Annotated in this window: 22 protein-coding genes; 8 read left to right on the top strand and 14 right to left on the bottom strand. The window is 56.5% G+C overall.

The window, feature by feature from the left end; translation table 11 throughout:
• The first annotated feature begins 66 nt into the window (after positions 1–66).
• Positions 67–1,455, top strand: a complete 1,389-nt coding sequence (locus L1047_RS08260) for a TldD/PmbA family protein (protein ID WP_235278396.1) — start codon at positions 67–69, stop codon at positions 1,453–1,455.
• A 53-nt stretch (positions 1,456–1,508) separates the two neighbouring features.
• Here L1047_RS08260 and mreD read toward each other — a convergent pair whose 3' ends face one another.
• From mreD to L1047_RS08245, 3 genes are all read right to left on the bottom strand, one after another.
• The gene (gene mreD, locus L1047_RS08255; RefSeq protein WP_235278395.1) at positions 1,509–2,159 is read right to left on the bottom strand and encodes a rod shape-determining protein MreD; all 651 of its coding nucleotides are present in this window, start codon (positions 2,157–2,159) and stop codon (positions 1,509–1,511) included.
• Positions 2,131–2,889, bottom strand: a complete 759-nt coding sequence (mreC, locus tag L1047_RS08250; RefSeq protein ID WP_235278394.1) for a rod shape-determining protein MreC — start codon at positions 2,887–2,889, stop codon at positions 2,131–2,133. Before mreC ends, mreD begins: the two co-directional genes overlap by 29 nt.
• 79 nt (positions 2,890–2,968) lie before the next feature.
• Positions 2,969–3,997, bottom strand: coding sequence for a rod shape-determining protein (locus L1047_RS08245; protein ID WP_328286040.1), 1,029 nt, complete (start codon positions 3,995–3,997; stop codon positions 2,969–2,971).
• 221 nt (positions 3,998–4,218) lie between these two features.
• Between L1047_RS08245 and L1047_RS08240 the strand changes: the two genes are divergently transcribed.
• Both L1047_RS08240 and L1047_RS08235 read left to right on the top strand, forming a co-directional pair.
• A complete protein-coding gene (locus L1047_RS08240; RefSeq protein ID WP_235278393.1) occupies positions 4,219–4,599 on the top strand; it encodes a Rid family hydrolase in 381 nt (126 codons plus the stop codon).
• 37 nt (positions 4,600–4,636) lie between these two features.
• Positions 4,637–5,347, top strand: a complete 711-nt coding sequence (locus L1047_RS08235) for an isochorismatase family protein (RefSeq protein WP_235278392.1) — start codon at positions 4,637–4,639, stop codon at positions 5,345–5,347.
• Between the two features lie 55 nt (positions 5,348–5,402).
• Here the strand turns inward: L1047_RS08235 and L1047_RS08230 are convergent, their stop codons facing one another.
• The 4 genes from L1047_RS08230 to L1047_RS08215 form a co-directional block, all read right to left on the bottom strand.
• On the bottom strand, positions 5,403–6,614 hold the full coding sequence (locus tag L1047_RS08230; RefSeq protein ID WP_235278391.1) for a YeeE/YedE family protein: 1,212 nt from the start codon (positions 6,612–6,614) through the stop codon (positions 5,403–5,405).
• A gap of 102 nt (positions 6,615–6,716) precedes the next feature.
• A complete protein-coding gene (locus L1047_RS08225; protein ID WP_235278390.1) occupies positions 6,717–7,082 on the bottom strand; it encodes a hypothetical protein in 366 nt (121 codons plus the stop codon).
• A gap of 166 nt (positions 7,083–7,248) precedes the next feature.
• Entirely contained in the window at positions 7,249–8,235 is a 987-nt protein-coding gene (locus tag L1047_RS08220; RefSeq protein WP_235278389.1) for a sulfurtransferase, read from the bottom strand.
• 21 nt (positions 8,236–8,256) lie between these two features.
• The gene (locus L1047_RS08215) at positions 8,257–8,415 is read right to left on the bottom strand and encodes a hypothetical protein (protein WP_235278388.1); all 159 of its coding nucleotides are present in this window, start codon (positions 8,413–8,415) and stop codon (positions 8,257–8,259) included.
• 248 nt (positions 8,416–8,663) lie between these two features.
• On the opposite strand from L1047_RS08215, the gene L1047_RS08210 reads away from it, so the two are divergent.
• Positions 8,664–9,104: a VOC family protein gene (locus L1047_RS08210; protein ID WP_235278910.1), complete on the top strand. Its 441-nt coding sequence runs from the start codon at positions 8,664–8,666 to the stop codon at positions 9,102–9,104.
• Between the two features lie 194 nt (positions 9,105–9,298).
• On the opposite strand, the gene L1047_RS08205 is transcribed toward L1047_RS08210, so the two are convergent.
• Positions 9,299–10,669 (bottom strand): FGGY-family carbohydrate kinase, encoded by a 1,371-nt coding sequence (locus L1047_RS08205; RefSeq protein WP_235278387.1) that lies wholly within the window; start codon positions 10,667–10,669, stop codon positions 9,299–9,301.
• A 108-nt stretch (positions 10,670–10,777) separates the two neighbouring features.
• Between L1047_RS08205 and L1047_RS08200 the strand changes: the two genes are divergently transcribed.
• Both L1047_RS08200 and L1047_RS08195 read left to right on the top strand, forming a co-directional pair.
• Entirely contained in the window at positions 10,778–11,800 is a 1,023-nt protein-coding gene (locus L1047_RS08200) for an aspartate-semialdehyde dehydrogenase (protein ID WP_235278386.1), read from the top strand.
• Positions 11,801–11,875: 75 nt separating this feature from the next.
• Positions 11,876–13,246 carry an amidohydrolase family protein gene (locus tag L1047_RS08195; protein ID WP_235278385.1) on the top strand — a complete coding sequence of 457 codons (1,371 nt, stop codon included), beginning with the start codon at positions 11,876–11,878 and terminating at the stop codon, positions 13,244–13,246.
• Between the two features lie 19 nt (positions 13,247–13,265).
• On the opposite strand, the gene ubiE is transcribed toward L1047_RS08195, so the two are convergent.
• The 5 genes from ubiE to L1047_RS08170 form a co-directional block, all read right to left on the bottom strand.
• On the bottom strand, positions 13,266–13,985 hold the full coding sequence (gene ubiE / locus L1047_RS08190; protein WP_235278384.1) for a bifunctional demethylmenaquinone methyltransferase/2-methoxy-6-polyprenyl-1,4-benzoquinol methylase UbiE: 720 nt from the start codon (positions 13,983–13,985) through the stop codon (positions 13,266–13,268).
• Between the two features lie 15 nt (positions 13,986–14,000).
• A complete protein-coding gene (locus tag L1047_RS08185) occupies positions 14,001–14,969 on the bottom strand; it encodes a DnaJ C-terminal domain-containing protein (protein ID WP_235278383.1) in 969 nt (322 codons plus the stop codon).
• A 214-nt stretch (positions 14,970–15,183) separates the two neighbouring features.
• Positions 15,184–17,085, bottom strand: coding sequence for a molecular chaperone DnaK (gene dnaK, locus L1047_RS08180; protein WP_235278382.1), 1,902 nt, complete (start codon positions 17,083–17,085; stop codon positions 15,184–15,186).
• A 257-nt stretch (positions 17,086–17,342) separates the two neighbouring features.
• Positions 17,343–18,440 carry a phosphate ABC transporter substrate-binding protein PstS gene (gene pstS / locus L1047_RS08175; RefSeq protein WP_235278381.1) on the bottom strand — a complete coding sequence of 366 codons (1,098 nt, stop codon included), beginning with the start codon at positions 18,438–18,440 and terminating at the stop codon, positions 17,343–17,345.
• Between the two features lie 80 nt (positions 18,441–18,520).
• On the bottom strand, positions 18,521–19,924 hold the full coding sequence (locus L1047_RS08170) for a hypothetical protein (protein ID WP_235278380.1): 1,404 nt from the start codon (positions 19,922–19,924) through the stop codon (positions 18,521–18,523).
• A 445-nt stretch (positions 19,925–20,369) separates the two neighbouring features.
• Between L1047_RS08170 and speA the strand changes: the two genes are divergently transcribed.
• Positions 20,370–22,316 (top strand): biosynthetic arginine decarboxylase, encoded by a 1,947-nt coding sequence (gene speA / locus L1047_RS08165; protein WP_235278379.1) that lies wholly within the window; start codon positions 20,370–20,372, stop codon positions 22,314–22,316.
• A 657-nt stretch (positions 22,317–22,973) separates the two neighbouring features.
• Here speA and L1047_RS08160 read toward each other — a convergent pair.
• Positions 22,974–24,284 (bottom strand): metallophosphoesterase family protein, encoded by a 1,311-nt coding sequence (locus L1047_RS08160; protein WP_235278378.1) that lies wholly within the window; start codon positions 24,282–24,284, stop codon positions 22,974–22,976.
• Between the two features lie 172 nt (positions 24,285–24,456).
• Between L1047_RS08160 and L1047_RS08155 the strand changes: the two genes are divergently transcribed.
• On the top strand, positions 24,457–25,539 hold the full coding sequence (locus L1047_RS08155; RefSeq protein WP_235278377.1) for a hypothetical protein: 1,083 nt from the start codon (positions 24,457–24,459) through the stop codon (positions 25,537–25,539).
• The last annotated feature ends 147 nt before the right edge of the window (positions 25,540–25,686 follow it).

The raw sequence follows: 25,686 nt of genomic DNA, 5'->3' as shown, positions 1-25,686 counted from the left end.
TAACTGGCGCTCGCGCTGGAGCGGCAAGGTTATGCTGGATGACATCCTCAACCTTTCCTGCCCGCCATGCGAGATCTGCTGCACGATATCATTCAGGATTACTCCGGCTTTGTGGAACTCCGGTACCACGGCAAGGTATTCCGTAGTGTGACCGCTGAAAAGGGGCGCATTGAGCGGACAGCCATCCGCCGCCGTTCTGGGGTGGGGGTGCGGGTACTTGAGGCTGGAACCTGGGGGTTTGCCTCCACTGGGGATCCCTCACCCGCCGCGATCCGGGGTGCAATTGAAGAGGCTCGTCGTGCTGCCCAGGCCAGTGCTAGCTACCGCAAACATAAGCTGGGATCCCTGCCCCAAGTGCAGCTGGCCCGGGGGGAGTTCTCGGAGCCTGGTGTGGATGAGGTGTTGAACAAGCCCCTGGAAGAAAAGATTCAGCTGGCTCTGGAGACCGAAGCGCAAACCCGACAAGCTTCTAGGCAAATCAGCTCTGCCAGTTGTACCTACAACGAAATCTACGAAGAAAAAGCGATCGTCACTAGCGATGGGGCAGATGTTGCCTTTCGCTTGGTGCGCCCTGAGTTTCGGGTTCAGGCGGTGGCAGCAGCCTCTGGACAACTGAGCAGCGGCTCGGAGTCGATCGGGGTGACGGGGGGGTGGGATTGCCTCTTCCGGGAAGAACCTTTACGGATGGCGGAAAAAGCTGCTTCCACTGCGGTGGATTTGTTGTCGGCAGGTTATGCCGAGGGGGGCTGGGGGACGGTGATTTTGTCTCCTTCCATTGTCGGGCTGCTGGTGCATGAGGCGATTGGCCACACGGTCGAAGCAGATTTTGTGTTGTCCGGCTCTGTGGCGGCGGGCAAGCTGGGGCAACGGGTGGCGAGCGAATGGGTGACTTTGCGGGATTCTGGCCATTCCGAATTTGCCCCGGGAGCCGGGGGCACCATCCCCGTGGATGACGAAGGGATCCCCACCCAAAACACCACTCTCATTCAAGACGGCATCCTGGTGAGCTACCTGCACAACCGCGAAACCGCGGCTCACTTTGGAGTGGAACCCACTGGCAATGCCCGTGCTTGGGAATATGCCGATGAACCTCTGATTCGCATGCGTAACACCTACATTCAACCGGGATCCCAAGCTTTAGAGGAGATCATCGCAAGTACTGCCGATGGTTACTTTTTGGATGGGGCCAGAAATGGTCAGGCGGACTCCACGGGCGAGTTTATGTTTGGGGTGGAGCGCGCCTACCGCATTCGCCAGGGCAAGTTGGCGGAACTGGTGCGGGGGGTGACGATTACGGGCAATGCTTTTGATGTGCTGCGCTCTGTGGATGCGGTTTCCCAAGACTTTTTGTGGGATTTGGGATCCGGCCATTGTGGCAAAGGACAACCGGCCAAGGTTGATGCGGGCGGCCCCTACATTCGTTGTCGTGCCATCTTGGGTGGCCAGCAAAGTTGAAGGTTGATGGGTTGGCTCTCCTGACACTGAAGATATGTGTGGATATGTGTGGCTCAAACCTCTCTGGGCTCCCGTTCCTGAGCCTGCCACCAATGGCTGAGGGGCAGGTAAAGAGCTGGTGCCCACAGGCTACTTAAAATGGCCGACGTCAGGGTATTGCGTTGGTGATTCCACCAAATGCTCTCTAGAGAACGGGGGCCGTCGCCACTGATGGTGCCGGAAGGCTGAATTTGGCTCCACAACCCATCCAGAAAGGTTTCCATTCCTGTCAGGTTCATGCCATCGGATCCCTGCCAAACGGAGGTGGTCAGCAGCATCCATTGCAACGCCATCAAGGTTTCGGCAATCACCACCATGCCGAAGACGATCAAAGCAACGGAGATAAAGTCTTCCTGCATGTAGCGTTGTTTTTGCAATCGGGCCGTCAGGATCCCGACTACCGCCAATCCCAGGGCATGGGTAGGGCGAGGGCTGGTGAGGGCATCCTGGAGAAATCCGAGGGTGATCCCGGCCACTGCTCCCTGCCAAGAATTGCGCCGCACACTCCAACACACTACCCAAATCAGAGGCCAATCAGGGGTTAAGCCCGCCAGCTCTAGCCCTGGCCCCCGCCACCAAGGAGCGACAACGGCCAACAGCCCTGTTAAGGCTGTTACCACCCCATTGAGGTGATATTTAAGGTTGAGGGGTAGGTGCTTGAGCATAGCTGTAGATCAGACCCCATTCCAAGAGGCCCAGTGGCGCCGACAGTTCGATAGTGGCTTGCGGGGCAGGGCTGGCATCCAAGTTCACAGCCCGGATGGTTCCCACCACCACGCCCGCGGGATAAAAGCTGCTCAGGCCCGAGGTGACGACCACATCCCCGACTTCTACTTTGGGATCTTTATCGAAAAACTCCAGAATGGCGTTTTGGGTGCCGGTGCCGCGCATGACCCCCATATGACGGCTGCGACTCAGCATCACCCCGACGCGGCTGGTGGGATCGCTGATCAACAGCACCCGGCTGGTATTGGGGGTGACCGACTCAACCCGTCCGATCAACCCGCCGGGAGCCATCACCACATCCCCCACTTTGACACCCTGCTGGCTGCCGCGACTAAGGGTGAGCTGTTGCCACCAATGATCGGCGCTACGACCCACCACCGCTGCCGGGATCCCTCCCTGGGGCATTTGCTCGGTGAATTGCAGCAGTTGCTTCAACTCGCGGTTTTGATACTGCAACTCGGCAACCAGAGCCTGTAACTCACGGGTGGCGGCTTGATTGAGCACCACAGCCGGATCTACGGGCGGGCGGGCCGGGGTGGTGATCCAACTGTACAGCTCCACCAGCAGGGATCCCTGAGTTTGGCGTAACCCCAAAGCCACCCCCAGCGCCAGGGCAGACAAAAGCAGCCCCAGGCCATAGTGCATCCACCACTGGCGTAGCCGATTCAAGCGATACCCCTTTGATCCACTCGACTCACACTCAAAACAGGGATCCCCGTCAACTTGGGGAAGTGACAGACAACGGCTTCTAACCTTTGAAGCTGCTGCTCAGTACCCGACCCAAGGTTTTGAAATCCTCCAATACCCGACCCGTACCCAGCACCACACAACTGAGGGGATCCGCGGCAATATGCACCAAAATCCCGGTTTCATGGCTGATCAGCGCATCCAGGCCCTTGAGCAACGCCCCTCCCCCTGCCAGCATAATGCCCCGATCGATGATATCTGCCGCCAATTCTGGCGGGGTACGCTCCAGGGTCCGCTTGATGGCCTCCACGATCACCGAGAGGGGCTCCGCCATACTCTCACGAATTTCGGTGCTTTTCACCGTAACAGTACGGGGCAAGCCCGAGAGGAGATGCAACCCCCGCACTTCCATGGTCAGCTCTTCTTGAATCGGGTAGGCGGAACCGATTTGAATTTTGATCTCCTCAGCGGTGCGCTCCCCGATCGTGAGGTTATGAACTTTTTTCATGTACTGAGCAATGGCCTCACTCAGCTCATCTCCGGCCACCCGCACTGACTCGCTTAGCACAATACCCTGCAAACTGAGGACGGCCACCTCGGTGGTACCCCCACCGATATCGATGATCATATTGCCGGTAGCCTCTTGCACGGGTAGTCCCGCCCCAATGGCCGCCGCCACAGGCTCATCCACCAAATACACTTCCCGGGATCCCGCTTGCAGAGCGGCCTCCATCACAGCCCGTCGTTCCACCCCGGTCACCCCACTCGGGATGCCGATGACGATGCGCGGGGCGATTAAATACCGGCCCTCGTGAACGCGGTGGATGAAGTGTTTCAGCATCATCTCAGCCGTGTCAAAGTCGGCAATCACCCCATCCCGCAAGGGACGAACCGCCACAATGTTGCCGGGGGTACGACCCAACATCTTCTTGGCATCTTCCCCCACAGCAAGGGGTTGCTTGGTGTTCTGATCGATGGCCACCACGGAGGGCTCCTGTAGGACAATACCCCGGCCAGCCACATAGACCAGCGTGTTGGCCGTGCCCAAATCGATGCCCATGTCACGGGAGAATCGGCTGAATAGCCCCACAGTCTGTCACTCCAATCTTTGTTTGTGAAGTTGTTTGGTGAAGAAGCGGTAAGTCTTGGTACCTACTATAGTCCAACACCGAGAGCGAAATCGCCCCACCCAGTTGCCGAATCTGCGGCGAGAAACGGATCACCCGAAATCGATAGCAGTTGTATCCCAGCCAACGGTAGAAGATGCCAAGCCCCGCTAAAGTGCGATCCTGTTGTGATTCGGGATCCCCTATGCCTAAGGTTGCCATTGCTCCTGCCGGATATCCGGCCATTGCTCCCTATTCTCCGGGGGTCAAGGTAGGCAATACCCTCTACATCTCCGGCACCTTGGCCCTGGATCCGGAGGGCAAAACCGTGGGATCCGATATCACCGCCCAGACTCGCCTGGTGATGGAGCTGATCAAGAGTGTGGTCACAGAAGCAGGGGGAACGATGGAGGACATCGCTTTCTGTAATATTTTCTTGACCGACTACGCGAACTACCCCGGCATGAACGCCGTCTACAAAGAGTATTTCCCAGGGGTATTGCCGGCCCGATTTGTCGTGAAAGCAGACCTGGTGCGCTCCGATCTGCTGGTGGAAATTGCTGCTGTTGCCCATATCGAGGCTTGATCGGCGCTTGATTGTTGAGCCCAGTTGGAGCTTTACTATGCCCATCCCGATTGTGATCCCTAGCCGACCGGATCCCGTCACCTTCGATCTAGAAGAAACCGCCTTGATTGTGGTGGACATGCAAAATGCTTACGCCAGTAGGGGCGGCTATGTGGATATTTTGGGTAGCGACCTCAGCGAAGCTCCGGCGGTTATTCAGGTCATCGCTCGCGTGCTCGAAGCCGTTCGCCCCCTGAATCTACCGATCTTCTTTACCCAAAATGGCTGGGATCCCCAACTTCGGGAAGCAGGAGGGCCGGGATCCCCCAATTGGTACAAATCCAACGCCCTAAGGCTGATGCGTCAGAACTCTGAGCTATCGGGAAAATTATTGATCAAGGGCACCTGGGATTACGATTTTGTCGAGGCATTAAGACCTCAACCTGGGGATATCATTCTCCAGAAAACCCGCTATAGCGCCTTTGCGGGCACCGACTTCGATATGTTGCTGCGGCAACGGCAGATCCGCAACCTTATCTTTACGGGCATCGCCACCAATGTCTGTGTGGAATCCACCCTACGAGAAGCTTTCCACCGCGAGTACTTCTGCTTGCTGTTGTCGGATGCCACCACGCAAGTGGGGCCATCCCTTCTCAAAGAGACGGCCTTGACCAATATCGAAAAGTTTTTCGGCTGGGTATGCAGTAGTGAAGACTTTCTCAGTGCCCTGCGGGTTTCGCTGCCAGAACCGGTGGCTATGCCGAGCTAAAGAGGTCTAGAGATATCCTCCCCTCGTCTGCATTCATGTCTGCGTCAATCCAAGGTTAACTGGGCAAGCGGAACCAGGGTCGCAGCCGGATCCCGAGCAAGGTTCCCAACAGGGCAAAGCCAATCCACAACCAGCCGTGCCAACTGGTGGAAGCAATGCCGCTAAAGTAGGCCCCAACGTTGCAGCCAAAGGCCATCCGAGCCCCAAAGCCCATCAGGATCCCGCCCAACAAAGCGCCGATCACCCCCAAGCGGGAGGGAGGTTTACGCACCCCCATCCGTCCCGCCAGCGTGGCTGCCAAAGCGGAGCCGAGGATGATGCCTAGATTCATGACAGAGGTGATATCAGCAAACAGGTTTTGTTGCAGGGCCTCAGCTGGAAACCCCTGACTCCAGAAGGGGGTTGAACTGGGATCCCAGCCCAACACCTGGGCCAATTTCGCCGTCCAGAGGGTGAAGCCCCAGGTCACTCCCCAGGGCCGCCCGGCAATCCAGAGGGTGAGGGTATTCAACACCGCCAGCACCACTCCCCCCGCTGCCAATGACCAGGGGCCGAACACCCACTGTTGCCACCGGGGTGGGCGAGGTTCTGCTCCAAACTGCGCTTCCGGCAGGGATGCCCTCTCGGGTTCAGGTACGGCTTGTCGGCCCCACTGTCTAATGGCCCAGGCCAGTCCTCCCAACAGCAGCAGTTGACTCAGCAACCCCAGCAGGCCCCAATCGCCCAAAAATGAGTGGGGTTGTAACCGCGGCCAACCGCTCCACCAGCTATCCACTAAAGAAGCCCAAAAAGAGCCCAGACAAAAGCTAATCAGGGTAAAGAGCATCATGCTGCTGCCGGCCCCAATCGTGTAGAGGGTGCCACAGGCGCAGCCACTGCCCAACTGCATGCCAATACCGAACAGGAAAGCCCCAACAACCCCCTGCAACCCCACCGGAGCCACGGCCCCCTGGGCGGATCGGGTCAGCAAAAAGGGGGCGAATAACACTGTGGCCACAGCCAACATCAACAGTTGGGCCAGCACCCCATTCACGTCTCCTCGGACGATCCATTTGCGATAGGAGGAGGCAAAGCCAAAACTGGCGTGATAAAGCGTCAGGCCAAACAGGCAGCCAATCGCAAAGAGGCTTCCCTGTCGCCAAGTGTAAAAGGAGGCTAAGCCCAAACTCAAAGCCACCATCACCCCCAGCAACAGCATGATGCCGCGTCGCTGAGGCCGGGGTTGCTGAAAAGAGCCTTCTGAGGATCCCAGTTGTAGAGAAACCATGGTTGCTAACTTGATGCAAAAGGAAGGTACAGGATGAAGAGACACAACTGGCTCTAGCTTGCCGGATACCCCTGAGAAGAGGCTGAGAAACCCAAAGCCGGGTTAGCCGAATAGGTTGCGCCAAAGTCGCTGTAGCCAATTGCCCTGCTCCGATCGCGTCAGCGGGACGGAGTCCTCGCTTTCTGAGGCTTGACTTTCTGAGACTTGATCTTCCGAGATGGAGGAACCATCCGGGCTGGGATCCAGGTCGCTGGGGGTGGGTGTGACGGTAGGGATAGGGCGATACTCTTGAGTGCTGTAGTCGGGTATGTAGCTACAACTGGCCTGGGCCGGGATCCCCCAACTCAAGGCCAACACCGCCAGCAACAGGGCTGCCCACATCCCTGCTCCACGGGCCGCCCTTCCCACCAGGGTGGGGGTCTCAACCCTGGGGCGGGCATCAGAACGCATCGCCACTGGTTTCCTCATCCTTCATCCTCAGAAAGCACTGAACCAAAGCCAGGTGGAAGGGATCCCTCCAGCCTGGCTGCTCGATTCCGGTTCAGTTTAGATCATTCATTTGTTTAGATCTGTTTAGATCACTTGTTCGGCTCAATCCGTTTGGTACGGAGTTTGCATGGGCTATTCGAGCACCTTAGGCACCTGGCCCTGTCTCCACAGGCAAGCCGGACTGTTGATACTCCGTCCAGGATCCCTCGTAAACCCGCACATTCGGGTAGCCAAGCTGATGTTTCAGCACTGCATATTGCAAGGTCGCTTCCCGTCCGGTGGAGCAGGTGACGATGATTTGATCGTCTTTTTTCACGCCCCGTTCATCCAAAAGGGCTTGAATTTCTGTTAGGGGCTTGAGCTGGTGAAAGTTCTCTTCGCCGATGGTGAAGGTGGGCCAGGGAATGTTTTTGGCGCCAGGAATGTGGCCGTTGCGAGCCCAAATATCTACTTCCCCCGCGAACAGATCCGCCGGACGGGGATCCACGAAGGTAACGCCCTCTTTGCCGATTAACTCCTTCACCTCTTCCAGGCTCACCCGCACAGAGGGATCATCTTTAAGAGTAAAGCGTCCCGGTTCGTAAGCCGGGAATTCCTTGGTCACGGGCAAGCCTGCCGCTTGATAGCCCTTAAAGCCGCCATTCAACACCGCCGCCCCCGGATGTCCGGCACGCTCCAGCAGGTAAGCCACCATCGTTGCCCCCAAGACATCGTTGCCATCGGAGTAGATCAACACCTGGCTGTCGTCGGTTACCCCCACCTGTTGGAAAAGGCTTTGCAGTTTGTCATTGGGCCAGTACTGCACCGGCAGCTTGCCATTGGGGCCCCGGAAAGCGTTGTCGGGAATGTGAACTGCGCCAGGAATATGGCCGCTAAAGTAGGCGAAAGGCGCAATGCGTACATCCAAAATTCGTAGGTTGGCGTCATCCGCATGAGCACTGGCCCAGTCGGTGGAGACAAACTGGATCCCTGCCCCGCTGGCAGCTTTGGCCGGCTGAGAAGGCGCATGAATTAAAGAAAGACCCAGCACAGCTACAGGCAAAACCAGGAGCACCACCTGAAGCTGGCGCAGGTGACGGGTCACCCAGGAGCGCACCGATCCCGTAGCGGTGCGCAGCACTAAAGGAAACATCAGATCAACCTCGCAAACGTATTACAGACAAACCAACAAACAACAGAGCAAAGACCGAAAGGAAAGCTGCTGTCGCAATCCAGGGATCCCGTAGAGAGACCGGGGAGCCAAAGCGGCAGCAGGCCGAGATGAGACCCAATGAGATGGCTGAGCAGCAGGGATCCGGGCGGATATAAGCATTCGTACTTGAGCCTCTATTCTACGGTAAATCTATCGGCTTTTAGAGCTTAGTTCTCGCAGTCTACATCGGTCTTGGGGCAAAGGCAAGCTGTGTGTAACAAGACTGCAACAGTATTGAGAGGCATTTCCAATACATTCCAATAAGTATCCAATACATATTGATTTGCGCCGAACAGTAGCCACCGGATTAAGGTCACACGAGCCCGAGCTATTGGGGCTAGGATCGGGGCACTGATTTCCTCTTGGCGATGCGGATCCCTGCGGTTTTGATCAGCCTGGCCACCCCCGATTTGCCCCGCTTGCAGCACTTCTATCAGTCTTTGCTGGGGATCCCTGCGCAAGCACAAATCCCAACCGATGGGGAGCCGGTGTACGTGGAGTTTCGACTGTTGGGATTGCGGTTGGGCCTCTATCGTGCCTCGCACGGCGCGGAGCGCCATCACAGCCATCATCCGGATTTTGTGGCCCGGCCCAGCGCCATGAGCCTCTGTTTGCAGGTGGAGGATTTACAGGGATCCCTGTCGGAAATCCAGGCGGTGCTAGAAGACTATCGGATCGCAGCTTCTCCGGTTCGACAGGACTTTCATGGGCAGGAGGTGGACTTTCCCGACCCGGATGGCAACCACATTGTGTTGCACCAACCGTCCCCGGCTTTTTGGCAGGCTATGAACTTGGATCCCCAAGGTTAGCTGTTAGACGGGTAGACTGCAGGTCGTTCCTAGCCCCGCGCTCTCCCTGTAGCTTGCTTGCCGAAGGGTAAGGTGTTGGCGTAGCCTGCCGTAGGCATAGCGTCGGGAGGAGGGACAAACACACTATCTGTAGAGTCAATTCATTGACATACTCACTTTCAAAGCTGAAAAAGCTGGTTCGAGAGTGGTCAAGGTTAAGAACTGAAGTGGCTCAAGCGAGCCTGAAAGGCCTGGTAGGCTTCTGCGTAGGGATCCACCCATGCCGGCTGAGGTTGGATGTAGTGTTTTACTTGCACCAATCGTTCTACAGCTTGCTGTACGGAACAACACCAATGGGCAGATGCGGCCAAAATGGCAGCCCCAACGGCCGGTTCTGGATGTTTGACCAAAGCGAAGGGGCGATTGAGCATACTGGCTCGAATGCTAAGCCAAAGCCGGCTTCGGCTGCCCCCCCCTGTAGTCAGAATCGGCTCTTGTACCGGGATCCCTTGTGCAGACAGAGTTTCTAGGCCTAACCGTTCCACCATTGCTACCCCTTCTAGCAAGGCAGCGTAAAAACGGGGGGATCCCTTCTCCTCTTCGGGCAAGAACCCGGCAAAGTTTGGATCGACGATGGGAAAACGCTCCCCCGGCTGCCCAAGCGGGTAACTGACTAAGCCGGTGGGAATGTTGGCCTGGGCCTGTTGATCCAGAGCTTGGAAGTTGCCCCCTGGGAAGTAATGGGGCAAAATCCCACCCCCACAAAAAGATGCTGCCCCCGGCCACCAGCTGGTTTTATCGGGGTGCAAATGGGAGTAGATGCTTTGGGTTTGGATGCTCTCGGCACTATTGGCTTTGAAAATGAGGGTTGTGCCCAAACTGGTGGATACCTGCCCCATTTGACTAGCCCCCGTCGCCAGTTGTCCGGCACAGCCATCGGTGATCCCGGCGGCGATCAGCACCTCTTGCCCCAAGCCCCACTCGGATCCCACCGTCCCCAATACTGCTCCTGGCGCGACCACCTCAGGGAAGCGTTTCGGATTTAGGCCCTGCTGGGATAGCCACTCTCTTGGCCAAGTGTAGGTTTCTAGATCAAAGCCACTTTTCAAGGCATGGGTGTGATCCGTAACCTGCTTGCGCCCCCCCAACTGGCCCAGCAAGAAATCTGCTGGATGGGCTAAATAACTCTCTTGATATCGCTCAGGATAGGATTCTGCCCACCACAACCACCGACTTAGCCCCCAACTGCTGGGGATCCCCAAGCGCTTAGCCTGGGCTTGTCCCCGCCCATCAGAATAGAGCCACGCCTGTTCCATCGGGATCCCACGACCATCCACAGCCAGCACAGTCCCCGAGGTACTACAGGCACTAAGGGCCACTATCGAATAAGCATGGCCCAGTTCTGTTTTCAGTTGCCCCAATAGCGCTTTAAGGGTGCGTAACCAGCGACCTGGATTGGTCTCAGGGGGATCCCATGGGCGTTCCCATGGGCGTTCGGCTTTGCCCACGACCTCCCCTAACTCCGAGAGCGCCACCAGCCGCATCCCGGAAGTACCCAAATCAATTCCTAAAAAAACCGTCTGCATCCGTCTTTGCTCCTTGAGTTCATCCTAAAATAGAAGGCTTGCAGATCGTCGCGGGGTGGATTTGAACCCACCCGACGCCGTTCAGGAACGTACAGCTGGGGAACAGACATGGGACGGGAACAGCGGGTAGCTATTTTGGGGGCGACGGGGGCAGTGGGGGCAGAATTGCTCACTTTACTCGACGAGCGTTGCTTTCCTTTGGCCAGTCTCAGGCTGTTGGCTTCTCCACGCTCCGCAGGCACTTATTTGAGTTTCAAAGGGGAGCGGATCCCGGTGGAACCCGTCTCGGAAACGGCTTTCCAGGAAGTTGATTTAGTCTTGGCCTCAGCAGGTGCCACGGTCTCCAAAACCTGGGCCAAGGCAGTGGTTGAGGCTGGGGCAGTGATGGTGGATAACTCCAGCGCCTTTCGGATGGATCCGGGAGTGCCCTTGGTGGTGCCGGAAGTGAACCCACAGGATGCCTTTCGCCATCAGGGCATTATTGCCAACCCCAACTGCACCACGATTTTGATGTGTGTAGCCATTTATCCTCTGCACCGACACATCCCGATTCGTCGGGTGGTGGCCGCCACCTATCAATCTGCCAGTGGAGCGGGAGCCCGTGCCATGCAGGAGCTGGAAGAGCAATCCCGCGCCTATTTGGAGGGCAGGCCTCTAGAACCACAGGTGTTCCCCTATCCGATTGCATTTAACCTTTTCCCCCACAATAGCCCCCTGCAGGAGAACGGCTATTGCCAAGAAGAAATGAAGATGGTGAATGAATCCCGCAAGATTATGGGATCCCCGAATCTCCGCCTGACCGCTACCTGTGTGCGGGTACCTCTGATGCGCACCCATGCTGAAGCCCTGAACCTGGAGTTTGAGCGGCCTTTCCCGGTGGCACAGGCCCGTCAAATCTTGGCCCATGCACCTGGGGTGCTCCTCCTGGAAGACTGGCAACAGAATCGTTTCCCGATGCCGATCGATGTCAGCGGGAAAGACGAGGTGGCAGTAGGTCGCATCCGGCAAGATATTTCAGAGCCCAATGCCCTCGATCTATGGCTCTGTGGGGATCAGATCCGCAAAGGTGCAGCCCTGAATGCCATTCAAATTGCTGAGCTACTGTCAGTGCCTCAGCCCGTAACTGCCTAGTTAACTGCCTAGATCGATCTCGACAAGTCCCGCCGGGGTTAGGATCCCTTGAGAATCCTGTGAGAGGGCAAGAACATGAGCTGCACCGTGATCCGGAATGTGGTGCTCTTCACCATTGATGGGCAGGATCGGGTTTATCGGGATGGCACCGTAGTAGTGCGAGGGGATCGAATTGCCGCTGTTGGCCCTTCCGACCAGGTGGGGATCCCGGCTGATGCCAGTCGGGTTATCGAGGGTGGGCACAAAATGGCCTTGATCCCCGGATTGATCGATACCCACAGCCACTCCAGCCTATTGCGAGGGGTCACCGAAAATTATCAGCTCCTGGATTGGCTGCCCCGTTACCAGCTGGAACATCGTGCCCTCACGGAAGCGGATGCCTACTACGCGGCCCTCCTCAGCTACTTGGAAGCTCTGAAAGGGGGTACCACCTGTGTGATGGACATGTACCGCTTTATGCACCGCTGTGCAGAGGCTGCCGGAGATTTGGGCCTGCGGGTCAATTTGGTACCCTACACCGCCGATGCCCCTGGCAAAGACTTTTTTGAAACGATGGAAAGTACACGCCAACTGATTGAAAGTCAGCATGGATCCCAAGGAGGACGGGTACGGGTTTGGGTAGGTCTGGAGCATTTATTTTATTGCTCGCCCCAGGCCTATCAAACGGCCATCGAGTATTCGCGCCACTACGGAGTTGGCATTCACACCCACAGCAGCGAACAAAAAGAAGAGGTGGAAGCTGTGGAGCAACACTTTGGCCGCAAGCCGATCCACTTATTCCAGCAATACGGCATCTTGGGGCCACAAACCGCCATTGCCCACTGTGTCTGGTTGGATGAATCGGAAATTCAGCTCCTCAAAGATACGGGGACTGCGGTTTGTCACTGCCCGATCAGCAACGCCAAGCTAGCCGGAGGGATCGCCCCCATTCCAGAGCTGCTGCAAGCCGGGATCCGAGTTGGCCTGGGCACTGATGGCAATATCTCCAACAACAACCTGGATATGTTTGAGGAGATGAAATTAGCCTCTTTGCTACAGAAGGTCAAACACTACGATGCCGCTGCTTTGCCCGCCTCCACCATGCTGCGAATGGCCACGATAGAAGGGGCAAAGGTGCTGGGTTTAGAACAAGAAATTGGCTCCATCGAAACCGGGAAAAAAGCTGATTTGGTACTGGTGGATCTGTCGGGGCCAAACCTGATGCCCCTAGTGTGGGATTGCAGCCCCAATGGCATTGAAGAAACCAATATTTTGTGGAATCTGGTCTATGCGGCACGGGCCAGTAATGTCCACACCGTATTTGTGGACGGGATCCCTGTGATTGAGGCCGGACAAAGTACGCAACTTTCGGAAGCCAAAGCCCTGGCGGAAATTCAGGCCCAAACCGAAGATCTGCTGCGCCGCCGGGATCCTTTCAAAGCCACTCTCACCCCCGTTGTGGGCTAGGGATCCCTCTGGATCTGGGTCAGGATGATTTTTCGAGCACCAGCACCCCCATCATGCCCCAGACTAGGGAGTAGAACTTGGCCCTGGCAAACCCCACCCTCAAAGCCATCTGTCGTTGCGCTTCCCCAGAGGGGAAACGATCCAAACTGGGGTCGATGTAGGCATATTCTGGGCCCAATCCCAATATCTGCGCCTGGGAGACAACCTGGGTGTTCAAATACCAACGCTGGAATTGCTCGAGGAGAGGGATCCCTGTAGGTCGATGAAAGTCCAAAATTGCCGCCCGACAGCCTGGCTTAAGTACCCGCTTGATCTCCCGTAGCGCCTGCGGAATATCCGTAACATTGCGCAAACCATAGCCCATGGTGATCCCATCAAAGCGGTGATCGGCAAAAGGCAAGGCCAAGGCATCTCCCAAGACCCACTCTAAGGAATACCCCGGCAGCATCCGCCGAGAGCGGGATCCGGCAATCGACAACATTGCCGGAGAAAAATCCAGGCCGATGACATGCCCCTGCCGACCCACCCGACGCGCCAGAAACACAGCCAAATCCCCACTACCACAGCAGAGATCTAGAGCCTGCCCCCCCCGTGGCACATTGGCCCAGCGCACAGTCATTTGCTTCCAAACCCGATGCAGCCCTAGGCTGAGCTTTTGATTGAGGTCGTCATAATGGGGGGCAATTCGGTTAAACAGTTCCCGGATTTGCTCAGGCTGTTCAGCAGTTGGACTAGGCACAGGATATCAAGCTCCTTAAAGCTTCAAGGCCGCGCGGGGATCGTAGGATTGGGCTTGTTGTAGCTTCTCGTAGAGTTCTCGCTCTTGCTCTGATATCTGGCTGGGGAGATGGATTTGTATCACCACGTAAAAATCCCCCCTCTCCCCCTTCCCCTTGGGAAAACCCTTCTCGGCTAAGCGCAATTTACGGCCCGATGAAATGCCTGCCGGGATCCGCAATTTAACCACACCATCGAGGGTGGGAACTTCGACTTGGGCTCCCAAAACGGCTTCGCTGGGGCTAATCGGCAGGTCGCAATAGATATCGTATCCCTCTAGACGATAGAAAGGATGGTCTTTGAACTCAATTTTCAAGTACAGGTCGCCCGCACCGCCATTGGGGTTGGGGTGTCCTTGCCCGCGTAGCCGAATCCGTTTGCCAGGGGTAATGCCCGCCGGCAGGTTGACTTCTAGGGTGCGATCTCCACCCACTCGTAAGCGGCGTCTCCCTCCCTCATAGGCTTCTGGGATCGTGATCTGGATGGTGGCTTCGGCATCGTAGCTGGTATTGCTCGCGGATCCCGAAAAGCCGCCACTGCGGCCTGCAGCTTGATTTTGTACGCGACCCAGCAACTGATCGATAAAATCTTGAAAATCATCAAATTGGCTAAAGTCAACGCCACCTCCAAATCCGCCCACCCCGAAGTCTTCAGGGCTAAAAGGGCTACTGCTAAAGGGGCTGCCACCATAGACATCCCGGCTGGAGCGAAACCCCCCCTGCTGATAGTATTGGCCGAATTGGTCGTACTGTTTGCGCTTGCCTGGGTCAGAGAGAACTTCGTAGGCTTCGTTGATGTCTTTGAATTTCTCCTCTGCCGTTTTATCCTCGGGGTTGACGTCTGGGTGATATTTCCGGGCTAAGCGGCGAAAGGCTTGTTTCACCTCATCGGCTGTGGCCGTTTTGCTGACCCCCAAAATCTTGTAGTAGTCCTTGAAGTTTTGCATGGAGGCGTTCGCAGGTTAGTCAGCGTAGAGAAGAGATCTTTAGGATCTGCTGCGTTTGTCAAGGGAACAGGATCCCTCAAGCTAGCGGGCAACTGAGATGAAGAAAGAGCAGAAGGCGGGTTAGACCCCATCGCCTATCCCGTCTCTTCCCATTATCAGGCTAGGGACGGGATCCACCCCGACTGAGGCCGTGGATGGATCCCTTGGGGTCTACCTACTTGGTTTCAGTGAAGTCGGCATCGATCACATCGTCGCTCCCCCCGGGGCTAGCAGTACCGCTGAAACCACCGTCGGGGCCGGCGCCAGAGCTACCAGGCTGCTGATAGAGCTCGCTGCTCATGGCGTAAAGGGCCTCTTGCAGGGCAGTTTCCTTGGTGCGGATGGCACTGTCGTCTTCCCGCTGAATGGCATCCCGTAACTCCCGGATTAGAGTTTCCAGGTTGGTGCGCTTGTCGGTGGAGATCTTGTCTCCTAGCTCCTTCAACTGACGCTCCGCTTGGTAGGCCAGAGAATCGGCTTTGTTGCGCCGCTCGATTTTCTCCCGACGTTCGCGGTCTTCTGAGGCGAATTTCTCCGCTTCTGAAACCATGCGCTCCACTTCTTTGCTATCCAAAGTAGAGGCTCCGGTAATGGAGATGCTCTGCTCTTTGCCGCTGCCCTTATCTTTGGCAGTCACCTTCAGAATCCCGTTGGCGTCGATATCGAAGGTGACCTCGATTTGCGGCACACCGCGAGGGGCAGGTGGGATCCCATCCAGTTTGAAGCGGCCCAGGGATTTGTTGTCGCGGGCCATTTCCCGTTCCCCTTGCACCACATGAATTTCCACGGAGGTTTGCCCGTCTTCAGCGGTGGAGAAGGTTTCGGACTTGCGAGTGGGCACAGTGGTATTGCGGGGGATCAGCTTGGTGGCCACACCGCCCAGGGTCTCTACACCCAAAGACAAGGGGGTGACATCCAGCAGCAGCACATCCTTAACTTCCCCTGCCAGCACGCCCGCCTGAATAGCAGCACCCACAGCCACCACTTCGTCGGGGTTAACGGTCTCGTTCGGTTCTTTACCGAGCAGATCTTTGACCAACTGCTTCACCGCCGGAATGCGGGTGGATCCGCCCACCAGTACCACTTCATTGATGTCGGACTTGGTCAGCTTGGCATCCCGCAGAGCTTGTTCGACCGGGCCTTTGCAGCGCTCGAACAGGTCGGCACAGATGTTTTCAAACTGGGCACGGGAGAGTTTCAACTCCAGGTGCTTCGGCCCGTCAGCAGTGGCAGTGATGAAGGGCAGGTTGATGGTGGTTTCGGAAACGCTGGAGAGCTCAATCTTGGCTTTTTCGGCCGCTTCCGTCAGCCGTTGGAGGGCCTGACGATCGTTGCGCAGGTCAATCCCCTCCAGTTGCTTGAACTGGTCGGCCATCCAGTCCACGATCTTCTTGTCGAAGTCGTCCCCACCCAACTGGGTATCGCCGCTGGTGGATTTTACTTCGAATACGCCGTCCCCCACCTCCAGCACAGACACATCAAAGGTGCCACCCCCTAAGTCGAACACGAGGATGGTTTCGTTGTTGCGTTTGTCCAGACCATAGGCCAAGGAGGCAGCAGTGGGCTCGTTGATGATCCGCAGCACTTCCAATCCAGCGATTTTCCCGGCATCTTTGGTGGCCTGCCGTTGGGAGTCGTTGAAGTAGGCAGGTACCGTGATCACCGCTTGAGTTACCGTCTGGCCCAGGTAGCGGCTGGCTTCATCCACCAACTTGCGCAGCACCATGGCCGAAATTTCTTCCGGGGCAAACTCTTTATTCAGGCGCGGGGCAGATACTTTCACATTGCCCCGCTCATCCCGCAATACGCGATAGGCGACGCGCTTGGAGTCGGCATTCAGCTCATCGTATTTGCGCCCGATGAACCGTTTGACTGAGTAAAAGGTGTTTTCGGGGTTGAGCACCGCCTGGCGACGGGCCATCTGACCCACCAGCCGCTCCCCGTCTTTGGTGAAGGCGACCACCGAGGGTGTGGTACGGGTGCCCTCAGCATTGGCAATTACGGTGGGGACACCACCTTCCATCACGGCGACAACCGAGTTGGTTGTGCCCAAGTCAATTCCTACGACTTTCCCCATCAGCTTTCTGTTCTCCTCTTAATGCATCGCTCCGGTTACCGCCGCCAGCTCATCCGGTGTGTGAAGTAGCTTGGGCAGCTAATCCATGAATGTTTAACCGTTTTCTGGGTCGATCCTAGCCAGCCAGGGATCCCCTCCAGGGCGAGAATGCCGCCCATTTCGGGCGTGTTGGTTTCGCGCCAGTTACGGATCTCCGTACCTGCGCAAAAGGGGTCTCGGCTGCTGGACTAAGGGATCCCAACCTCTACGGATGCCTATTAGGAGCCTTGAATCTGCTGGAGTGCTGCTAGCCCCCGCTCCACCACCGACTCAGCCAGGGGAAGATAGCCCAACTCTTGGGCCAGCGCTTGCCCTTCGGTGAGACCCCAGCTCAGCACCGCTCGCAGGCCTTCGGCCATGGCGGGATCCGGGTACTGGCGATAGGCCAAAACCCAGGTGTAGGTAACGATCGGGTAGGCTTCTGTCCCAACCGGATCCGGAATAAAGGCCCGCAGGTTTTCTGGCAGGTTCACTTCTTGGAGAGCCAAGGCTGAAGACTCGGGGGTAGGCAGAATAAATTGGCCAGACTGGTTCTCTAGGGCTGCCACCGATAGATCCAGGTCACGGGCATAAACCGATTCTACGTAGCCAATCACCCCTTCGCTGAGGAGCATTTGGGCGCTCATGCCCTCATTGCCTTTCACCCCAATGCCCACCGGCCACTCCAAGGACATGCCCACGCCAATTGCGGATTCCCAGGTGGGATCAATGGCAGCCAAGTGGCGGGTAAAGGTATCGGTGGTGCCGCTGCCATCGGAGCGATAGCACACTTCGATTGGCAAGTCGGGAATCTCTAGGTCGGGGTTAAGAGCCACAAGTTGCGGATCCCGCCACGCTGTGATGCGACCCCGGAAGATATCCACCAAAACCGACCGGGAGAGCTTCAGCCCAGAGGGGATCCCAGGCAGGTTGTAGCCCACGGCAATGCTACCGGCCGTCATCGGGATCATCACCACTCCCCGCGCCACTTCGGCAATTTCGGCGTCGGTCATGGCCACGTCGCTGGCGGCAAAATCCAGGGTGGTATCGATGAATTGGCGGATCCCGGCGGCACTGCCTACCGGTTGAAAGTTAATCTCCAGTTGCGGATCCACCTGGCGGTAGTCGGAAAACCAGCGCAGGTAAAGGGGAGCGGGGAAGGTGGCCCCTGCCCCATTGATCAACAGAAAGTCGCGGCTAGAGCGAACAATGGGATCCCCACTGCTATGGGTGGGTGGGCTAGAACGGGATCCCCTTTGACAGGCACTTAAGCTGGCGGTCGCGGCCAACAAAGACAAGACCACTTCACGGCGACGGAAACGGGGCAGTTGGGCCATCGTCGATCTCCGGTGTCACCGCCCCGATCTTTGTCTGGGGTTGTTGGAGATGTCAAGAAATTTCAGGAAATCCGTTGCAGTTACTCGGCTGTGATCCGCACCAAGCTGAGGCTGCCACCCTCAGGGTTGGACACCACCACCAAGTTGCGCCCCGAAATGACCTCGATCCCTTCTGGCTCTAGCTCGGCGGACTTATCTTGCCCGACAAGGCTGGGGTTGAGGAGCACAGTATCCAACAGCTCAATCTTGTTTGGGTCGGTGACGTCGTGAATGGTGAGGGCATCAGAGCGTTCGATAGCCACAAAAGCCAGGGTACGATCTCCCACGACGCCGACGCTCACCACTTCCGGTTCAGGGCCTTTGCTGTTGCAACGCATCGGCAGTTGAGCCGCGATGATGGCTTCTTCAATGCTGTTGCCGCTGTCTCCCAAAAAGGTTCCCGTTTGGGCATCGTAAACGCTGATGCTGCGAGTGCCGTGAGGACTGATGGGTTCACCCGCGTGGGTTTGCCCGTTGACCGCAGTCAGATTATCCTCATCAGCCGTGACTAGGTAACGGCCATCGGGAGTAATGGCAATGCCGTCGGGTTCGCGGGCGGAGGTGAATTCGGTACGATCATCCAGATTGTAGGCGCTGGAGCGACACTTCCCTTCTCCAACTTTGTCTTCAGTGAGCCCCAGGCCGGTGCGGATCCCGGCATCGAAAGTGGTAACCGTAAAGGCATCCGCTCGCAAAGGGATTGGCAATTCGGCGGGAACATCAACGCGAGCAATAGCATTATTTTCCTGCAGGGTGGCAACAATAAAGGAACTATCGGCAGGGATGCGCACAGTTTCAGGCTGCGGGTCATGGGAGAAAAACGGGATCCCTTCGGGTGGGATGGGAATTTCTACTTGGCTCATCAGCCTCGGCCCATTGCGCAGGTCGATGATCGAGAGGGTTCCAGGGCGGTTCTCCAGATTGGTGAGATCCTCTTCGTTTTCCTCGTCTTCGTTGGCAACCACCGCAAACTGGCCATTGGGCGCAATGGCAACTGAATCCGGGCCGCGCCCCACCTGTATTTGACCGATCACCTCTAGGTCTGGCAAAGATAAGGCCAAGACTTTGCCAGAGACTTCATCAAAGGTTTCTAGGTTTGCCTCGTCATCATCTTTAACGGCAACCAGCACAAAGGTTCCATCCGGGCTGATGGAGAGGCCGGTGAGTTCGGCTGCGGTGGAGTTTTCAGGGAGAAACGCATCTACCAACTCATAGGTGCCTTGCACAGAAAGGCTGTCTTCACCGATGTTCACCAGTGTCACCGTACTCCCCCCAACCACCACAGTGAAGGTGCCATCTTTGGAGACTGCCAGCATCTCTGCTCCACCCAGATCTTCGAGAGTATCGATCAATTCTCCCTTAACCGCAGCACTGGTCTGAGCTGTGACCAGACTCCCCAGACCCAAGCTCAGCAACAGGGATCCTGCAATCATCCGCCTTAGCATTGCCCAGAGACTCCTTCAGTAGTTTTGGTTGACTTTGCTACTTTACGCCCGTCACATTAAGCGTCGGTTAACCTGCCTCTGCCAGCCAGATGGAAATCGCGGTTGCTCTAGATCTCCTCCCCATCTTTCGGATGCTCCCGCCATACGCTGCGGTTTTGGGTGAATGTTGGGATCCAAATCAATCCTCTGGTGATAACGCGAAAAATAGAGTTTTTGCGAGCAAATCAACGTAAAACAGAGCTTTAGCGAGTACGAAGGAGTTTGATGGGCAAGCAAGTGAACGGGGATCCCTAAGCCAAGTCCTTGCCTAGCAAGGCTTAGCCGGTTTTGATCCTGAGCAGTTCTTCTCAGGAAAAATCTTGACATATTCCAGAAAAAGGCAATAGATTGTAGTTTCTGTGCAGAAATCCTGCGCTGTTCACATCTCGGTATCTGGGGGACTACTATGCCGACTTTGACTCGTTCTCCCTGGACACTGCGAGACAGCGAAAAGCTCTATCGCATCTCAGGTTGGGGGGATCCCTACTTTCGTATCAACGCCGCCGGTCATGTGGAGGTTACCCCACAAGGCATGCAGCAGCAGGAGTCAGGTATTGACCTGCACAAACTGGTAACAGACTTGGTGGCACGCGGCTTGCAGTTGCCTTTGTTAATCCGATTCCCGGAAATTGTGGCGGATCGGATCGGGCGCATTTGTGGCAGTTTTCAGCAGGCAATCGAGCGCTTCGGTTACCCGAATGTTTACCGCGGGGTTTATCCCGTCAAGGTGAACCAGCAGCGCCACCTCGTCGAGGAAGTGGTGAGCCATGGGCGGGCCTACCACTTTGGACTCGAAGCCGGATCCAAGCCGGAACTGCTGATCGCGCTGGCACTTTTGGATACTCCCGAGGCTTTGCTGGTTTGCAACGGCTACAAAGACCGTGACTTTATGGAAACAGCCCTATTGGCGCAGCGATTGGGGCGCACCCCGATCATCGTCCTGGAGCGGCTGCAGGAACTGGAGCTGGTATTGGAGGCTGCCGACAAGTTGGGCATCGATCCCATTCTGGGAGTGCGGGCTAAGCTCTCGGCGCAAGGAATTGGGCGCTGGGGTACCTCCGCCGGGGATCGGGCCAAGTTCGGCCTTACGGCTACGGATATTTTGCAGGTGGTGGAGCGTCTGCGGGGAGCGGGTAAGCTGCATTGCTTGCGGCTGTTGCACTACCACATCGGTTCCCAGATCTCGACGGTCAGTGTGCATGGGCGGGCGGTACGGGAAGCCAGCCAAATCTATATCGAACTGGCCAAATTGGGTGCCCCGATGGGCTACCTAGATATTGGTGGCGGCTTGGGCATTGATTACGACGGAACCCAGTCCACCAATCACTCTTCCCAGAGCTACAGCCTGGAAGACTACGCCGCTACCGTGGTACAGACGGTGTTGACCACCCTAGAACCCCACGGGCTCCAGCCGCCAGTTTTGGTGACTGAAAGTGGGCGGGCTTTGATGTCCCATCAGTCGGTGTTGGTGTTCGATGTGCAGGATATCAACGCCGCCAGCCCCTACCCGATGCCCACGGAGATCACCTCCGACCGCGCAAGCGGGACGGAGTCCTCTGCAGAGGTGATCCAAAAGCTGAACCAGCTCTACTACGAGATCCAGCCGGACAGCCTGACTGCCGATTACCGCCGCTGCCAGGAACTCAAGGATGCTGCCCTGCGCCAGTTCACGGAAGGATCCCTGAGCTTGCAAGAGCGGGCACAAGTGGAGCGGCTGTTCTGGAATTGCTCCGACAAGATCTGCACCCTCGCCTACGAACAACACCAAGCGGGCTATCCGGTCTCGGTCGATCTGTTGGATCTTGACGAGATGTTGGCCAGCATCTACTACGGCAATTTCTCGTTGTTCCAATCTTTGCCAGATAGCTGGGCCATCGATCAGGTGTTCCCGATCATGCCGATCCACCGTCTTGATCAGGAGCCACGCCAGTGGGCTACCTTAGCGGATCTCACCTGTGACAGCGACGGCAAGATCAACCGCTTTTTCGGAGATGATGGGCAGATCACCTCCGTCCTACCTCTGCACGATCCGGATGGGGATCCCTACCTGTTGGGGGTTTTTCTGGGGGGCGCTTACCAAGAGATCTTGGGGGATCTGCACAACCTGTTCGGCGATACCAACGCTGTCCATATCCGCTCCCGTCCGGGAGGATACCATGTTTCTCAGGTGATCAAAGGGGACACGATCAGCGAGGTGCTGAGCTGGGTGCAATACAACAGTGAAGATCTGGCGGAAACCCTCCATCACGCCACCGAAGCCGCCCTGCAACAGGGGCAGATTAGCCTGTCGGAGGCGCGCTCTTTGCAGCAGCACTTTGAAGACAATCTGCGGGCCTATACCTACTTGCACTGAAGCCCAGACTGCTTAGGCCAACTCCTGAGAGACAATCTGGAGCCAACAACCAAAACTAGAAAAGGATCTCGACCCTAGGCCGGGATCCCTTTTTTTGGAATGGGGGTTCGGAGGTCTACACCACCCCCCAAGCCTTAGCTTCGCCAGTACTGTTTTGGAGAGAGCGCAATTTCTGTTCAAAGTCTTCACACTTGAGCTTCAGAGCCTCAAGATGCTTATTTTTGGCCTCATCCTCAGTTTGTTTCACAGAGGCTTCTAATTCTCGATCTGTGCGATGATCTCATTCAATTGAGAGCGCATTTTGTTTTGATAGGCTAGCTGCTCTTGCATAAGTTCCTCCTGTACAAGTCAGTCACCTTTGCCCATAGCAATCGGTCACTTGTCTTCTGTAAACAAGCTAAAAAAAGAAGGTGAAAATCTCGTGAATGACTAAGGATTCCTGATAGCAGGCAGCTGTATAGCCAAAAAAAGGACTGGCAGTGTGAGGTCTACCAGCCCGAATGGTTCCCTGTAAGTGAGCTGATACCGTCGTTGTCAACGTCTTCAACCCAATTTCAGTTTCTGTGGATCCTCTTTCCTTTGAAGTGACCCGGATCACTTGGGGTCGACGGCATAAGCTGGAGTTGGGATGGTCAAGGATACTCTATCGGGATCCCTTCACAACAACCGCAACTGTTGCCCTTCCGGTTGAGTCTTTTCTTCCAACCTCTCCGAGCTGGGATCCCAATCCCATTCTTGTAAAGGATCCGCCGATTCTTCCAACAATTGACGGGCGGCGGCCAGCAGATCACTGCGCAAAGGGGCTAAGTCGCTGCGGCTAGCTAAGTATTGCTCCAGGGTGGTCAGGGGTTCCAGTTGGTTGGGATCTAACCCCGGCAGGCGGGGGCGCTGGGGGCCAATCACCTCTGGGGCAATGGTGTAGCTGAAGGCGGGGGCAAGAGCGTTGTGGAGGGCACGCTCATCGATGAGCTCCAGTTGGTTCGGACGGAGGCGATAAATCAATCGCAAAATGGATCCTGTCACCGGAGCTTTGGCGATGGCTGCCAAAATTTTGGCTTGAATATCTCTGCTTTCTGGGGACTCCGCGCTCAAATCCAAACGAATGGTGTGAAAGGTGCGGGTGGGCAGGGGCAAGAACTCGTAGCTAGCCCCGGCGGCGGTGACCTCCACCAATACACAGCCTTTTTCTTCCTTTTCCTCGCCGAAATCCACCCGGTCAATGCTGCCCGGATAGATCATCAAGGGATCCCGACACACCACCTGATGGCGATGCACATGTCCCAAGGCCACGTATTGAAAAGCAGGGCGGGCCAGCAGCGAGAGGGGCACCGTAAACCCCTTACCCACGGAAAGATGTCGTTCGGCCCCATAACGAGCCGTTTCCACCATCACATGGGCCAACAAAATCGCCGGGATCCCGGGCTGCAGGGTGCGGATCTCCCCTTCCAGAGCTAGATGCAGGCGCTGTAGCAGTTGATGGGCAAGGATCTCGGCATTAAGCCCCAGGCTCTCCTGTTGGGTGAGTAGGGTGGAGCGGTTCAGCCAGGGCAGAGTGGTCACCTGGACGGGGCCGCTGCGAGTCTCGATCAGATGGGTTTGCAGCCGGTCGCCCACAATAAACCCAGACACCCCCAAAGCCCGGTAGATGGCCAGACTGGTACCCTCCTGTCCCTGCCCGTACTGGTCATGGTTACCCACCAAAAGCACCGTCGGGATCCCGGCGTCGGCCAAGCGGCGAAATTGTTGGGCAAAGAGTTCTTGATGGAGGGGTGGGGGGGTGGCATCGGGAAAGGCATCTCCGCCAAACAGCACCAGATCCACCGCCCGCTCAAGGGCATGATCGATGCAACGACTCAGGGAACCCACAAAATCTTCCAAACGGGTATTTAGGCCGGTAGCCGGGTTAATGTAGCCGTGGGCTAGGCCACTGCCCAGATGAATATCGGAAAGGTGCAGCAGCTTAATCATAGGGGCAGCCCAAATTCACTCTCATCCTAGGCGGTTAGGGAAGCGATGGGAGCCAGACTTAGGCTCACGATATAGTGGGTCAGGTGGGGTCGCGGGTGGGTTCTCAACCCTCCTTAAAAGCAATCTGTCGGGTCAGACCGTCACCAGAGTGTCTGTTGTGGAGAGGAGATGAATGGTGAAGCAAAAGCGTGCCTTCCGGCCCGTGTTTCTATGCTGTGACGGCGCAGGCAATGGCATCAAGCAGTGGCAGCCGTTCGCGGCTTTGGCAACCTTAGTTTTGGGTTTGGCAGGGTGTGGTGAGGGAACCACTCCCCTGGCCCCCCTGGAAAATGTCTTTTTGCGGGCAGATGATTTTCAGATTACTGGCGGATCTACAGCAGCAGGCGCAGTGGGAGCCTACCTGGAGTTCAACATCCGCCGGCAACGAGACAATCAAATCCTGAATCGTCCCTTCAATGTCTATGTGGATAATCTTGGTCTGGCAGAAGAACAGGATCCCCTCCTGGACAATCAGAACCGTCCTATCCTGCTGCAGCGCTCGGTCGCCTTTTTGGGCAATGGCCTCGACCTGAACGGGGACGGCCAGCCAGATCTGCCCCCCAAAGAACCTCCCAGCTTTGAAAGTGGCTCCCTGCTGCCCTATGCTCCACCCAACAATTGGCAAGCCCGCGCTGCCCTGGCCTATGTACCTGATCAAACCAATATTCCTGGACGCGGCCCCAGCGATCGCTTTGGTCTTTATTTCTCCTCGATCCTGCCTTATACCGGCCGGCTTCGCTTCCGTGCCCGCGATGAACTGGGCAATGCCCTTGGTTCCACCTTTGAAGTCACCTATCCTCCTGCCGGTAGCCGGGCCAGTGTTACGGTGACCTTAGCCAACCTCACGGCCAGTGAACAAGAACCTGTCCTCATCGCCATTTGCAATCAACTAGGAGCTGCGGCTGTGGTTGGCCTCAGAAGTGGCAGTTTCACAGAGCTAGTGGATTTGTTGCCGGCTCCTGGGCTACAGGTGACTCCCGGCTTAAGCGGCCCGATCCGCTATGTGGCAGAAGCCTATCAATTCAATCGGGATCGCTCTGTGATTCGCGTTTCCCGCAATCCGGCTGACCCGAACCGTCTGAGCGTACCCCTCCTCGGAGCAGAAGGCGCAACGGGGCGAGCCGACCTGACGATGGTGGACTCCACAGGAGATCGACTCACCTGCTTTAACGATCTGCTCTCGGATTTACAAGACACCTTTTCCAACTTCTTCTGAGTAAGGCGAGGAAGAAAAACTCAAAAAATCTGTTCATAACGAGCATTTCCTTGCCTTTCTTTGGTTGTCTGGACATCCTGAAACATTTTGTTGCAATATCGGCGAAGTCCAGCCCTGACTTGGGGTTGTCCCCTTTTCCTGTCGGAT

Source organism: Synechococcus sp. Nb3U1, from assembly GCF_021533835.1.
In the GTDB taxonomy this organism is placed as follows: domain Bacteria; phylum Cyanobacteriota; class Cyanobacteriia; order Thermostichales; family Thermostichaceae; genus Thermostichus.
The sequence above is the reverse complement of the archived record's forward strand: the minus strand, read 5'-3'. Positions and strand labels throughout refer to the sequence as shown.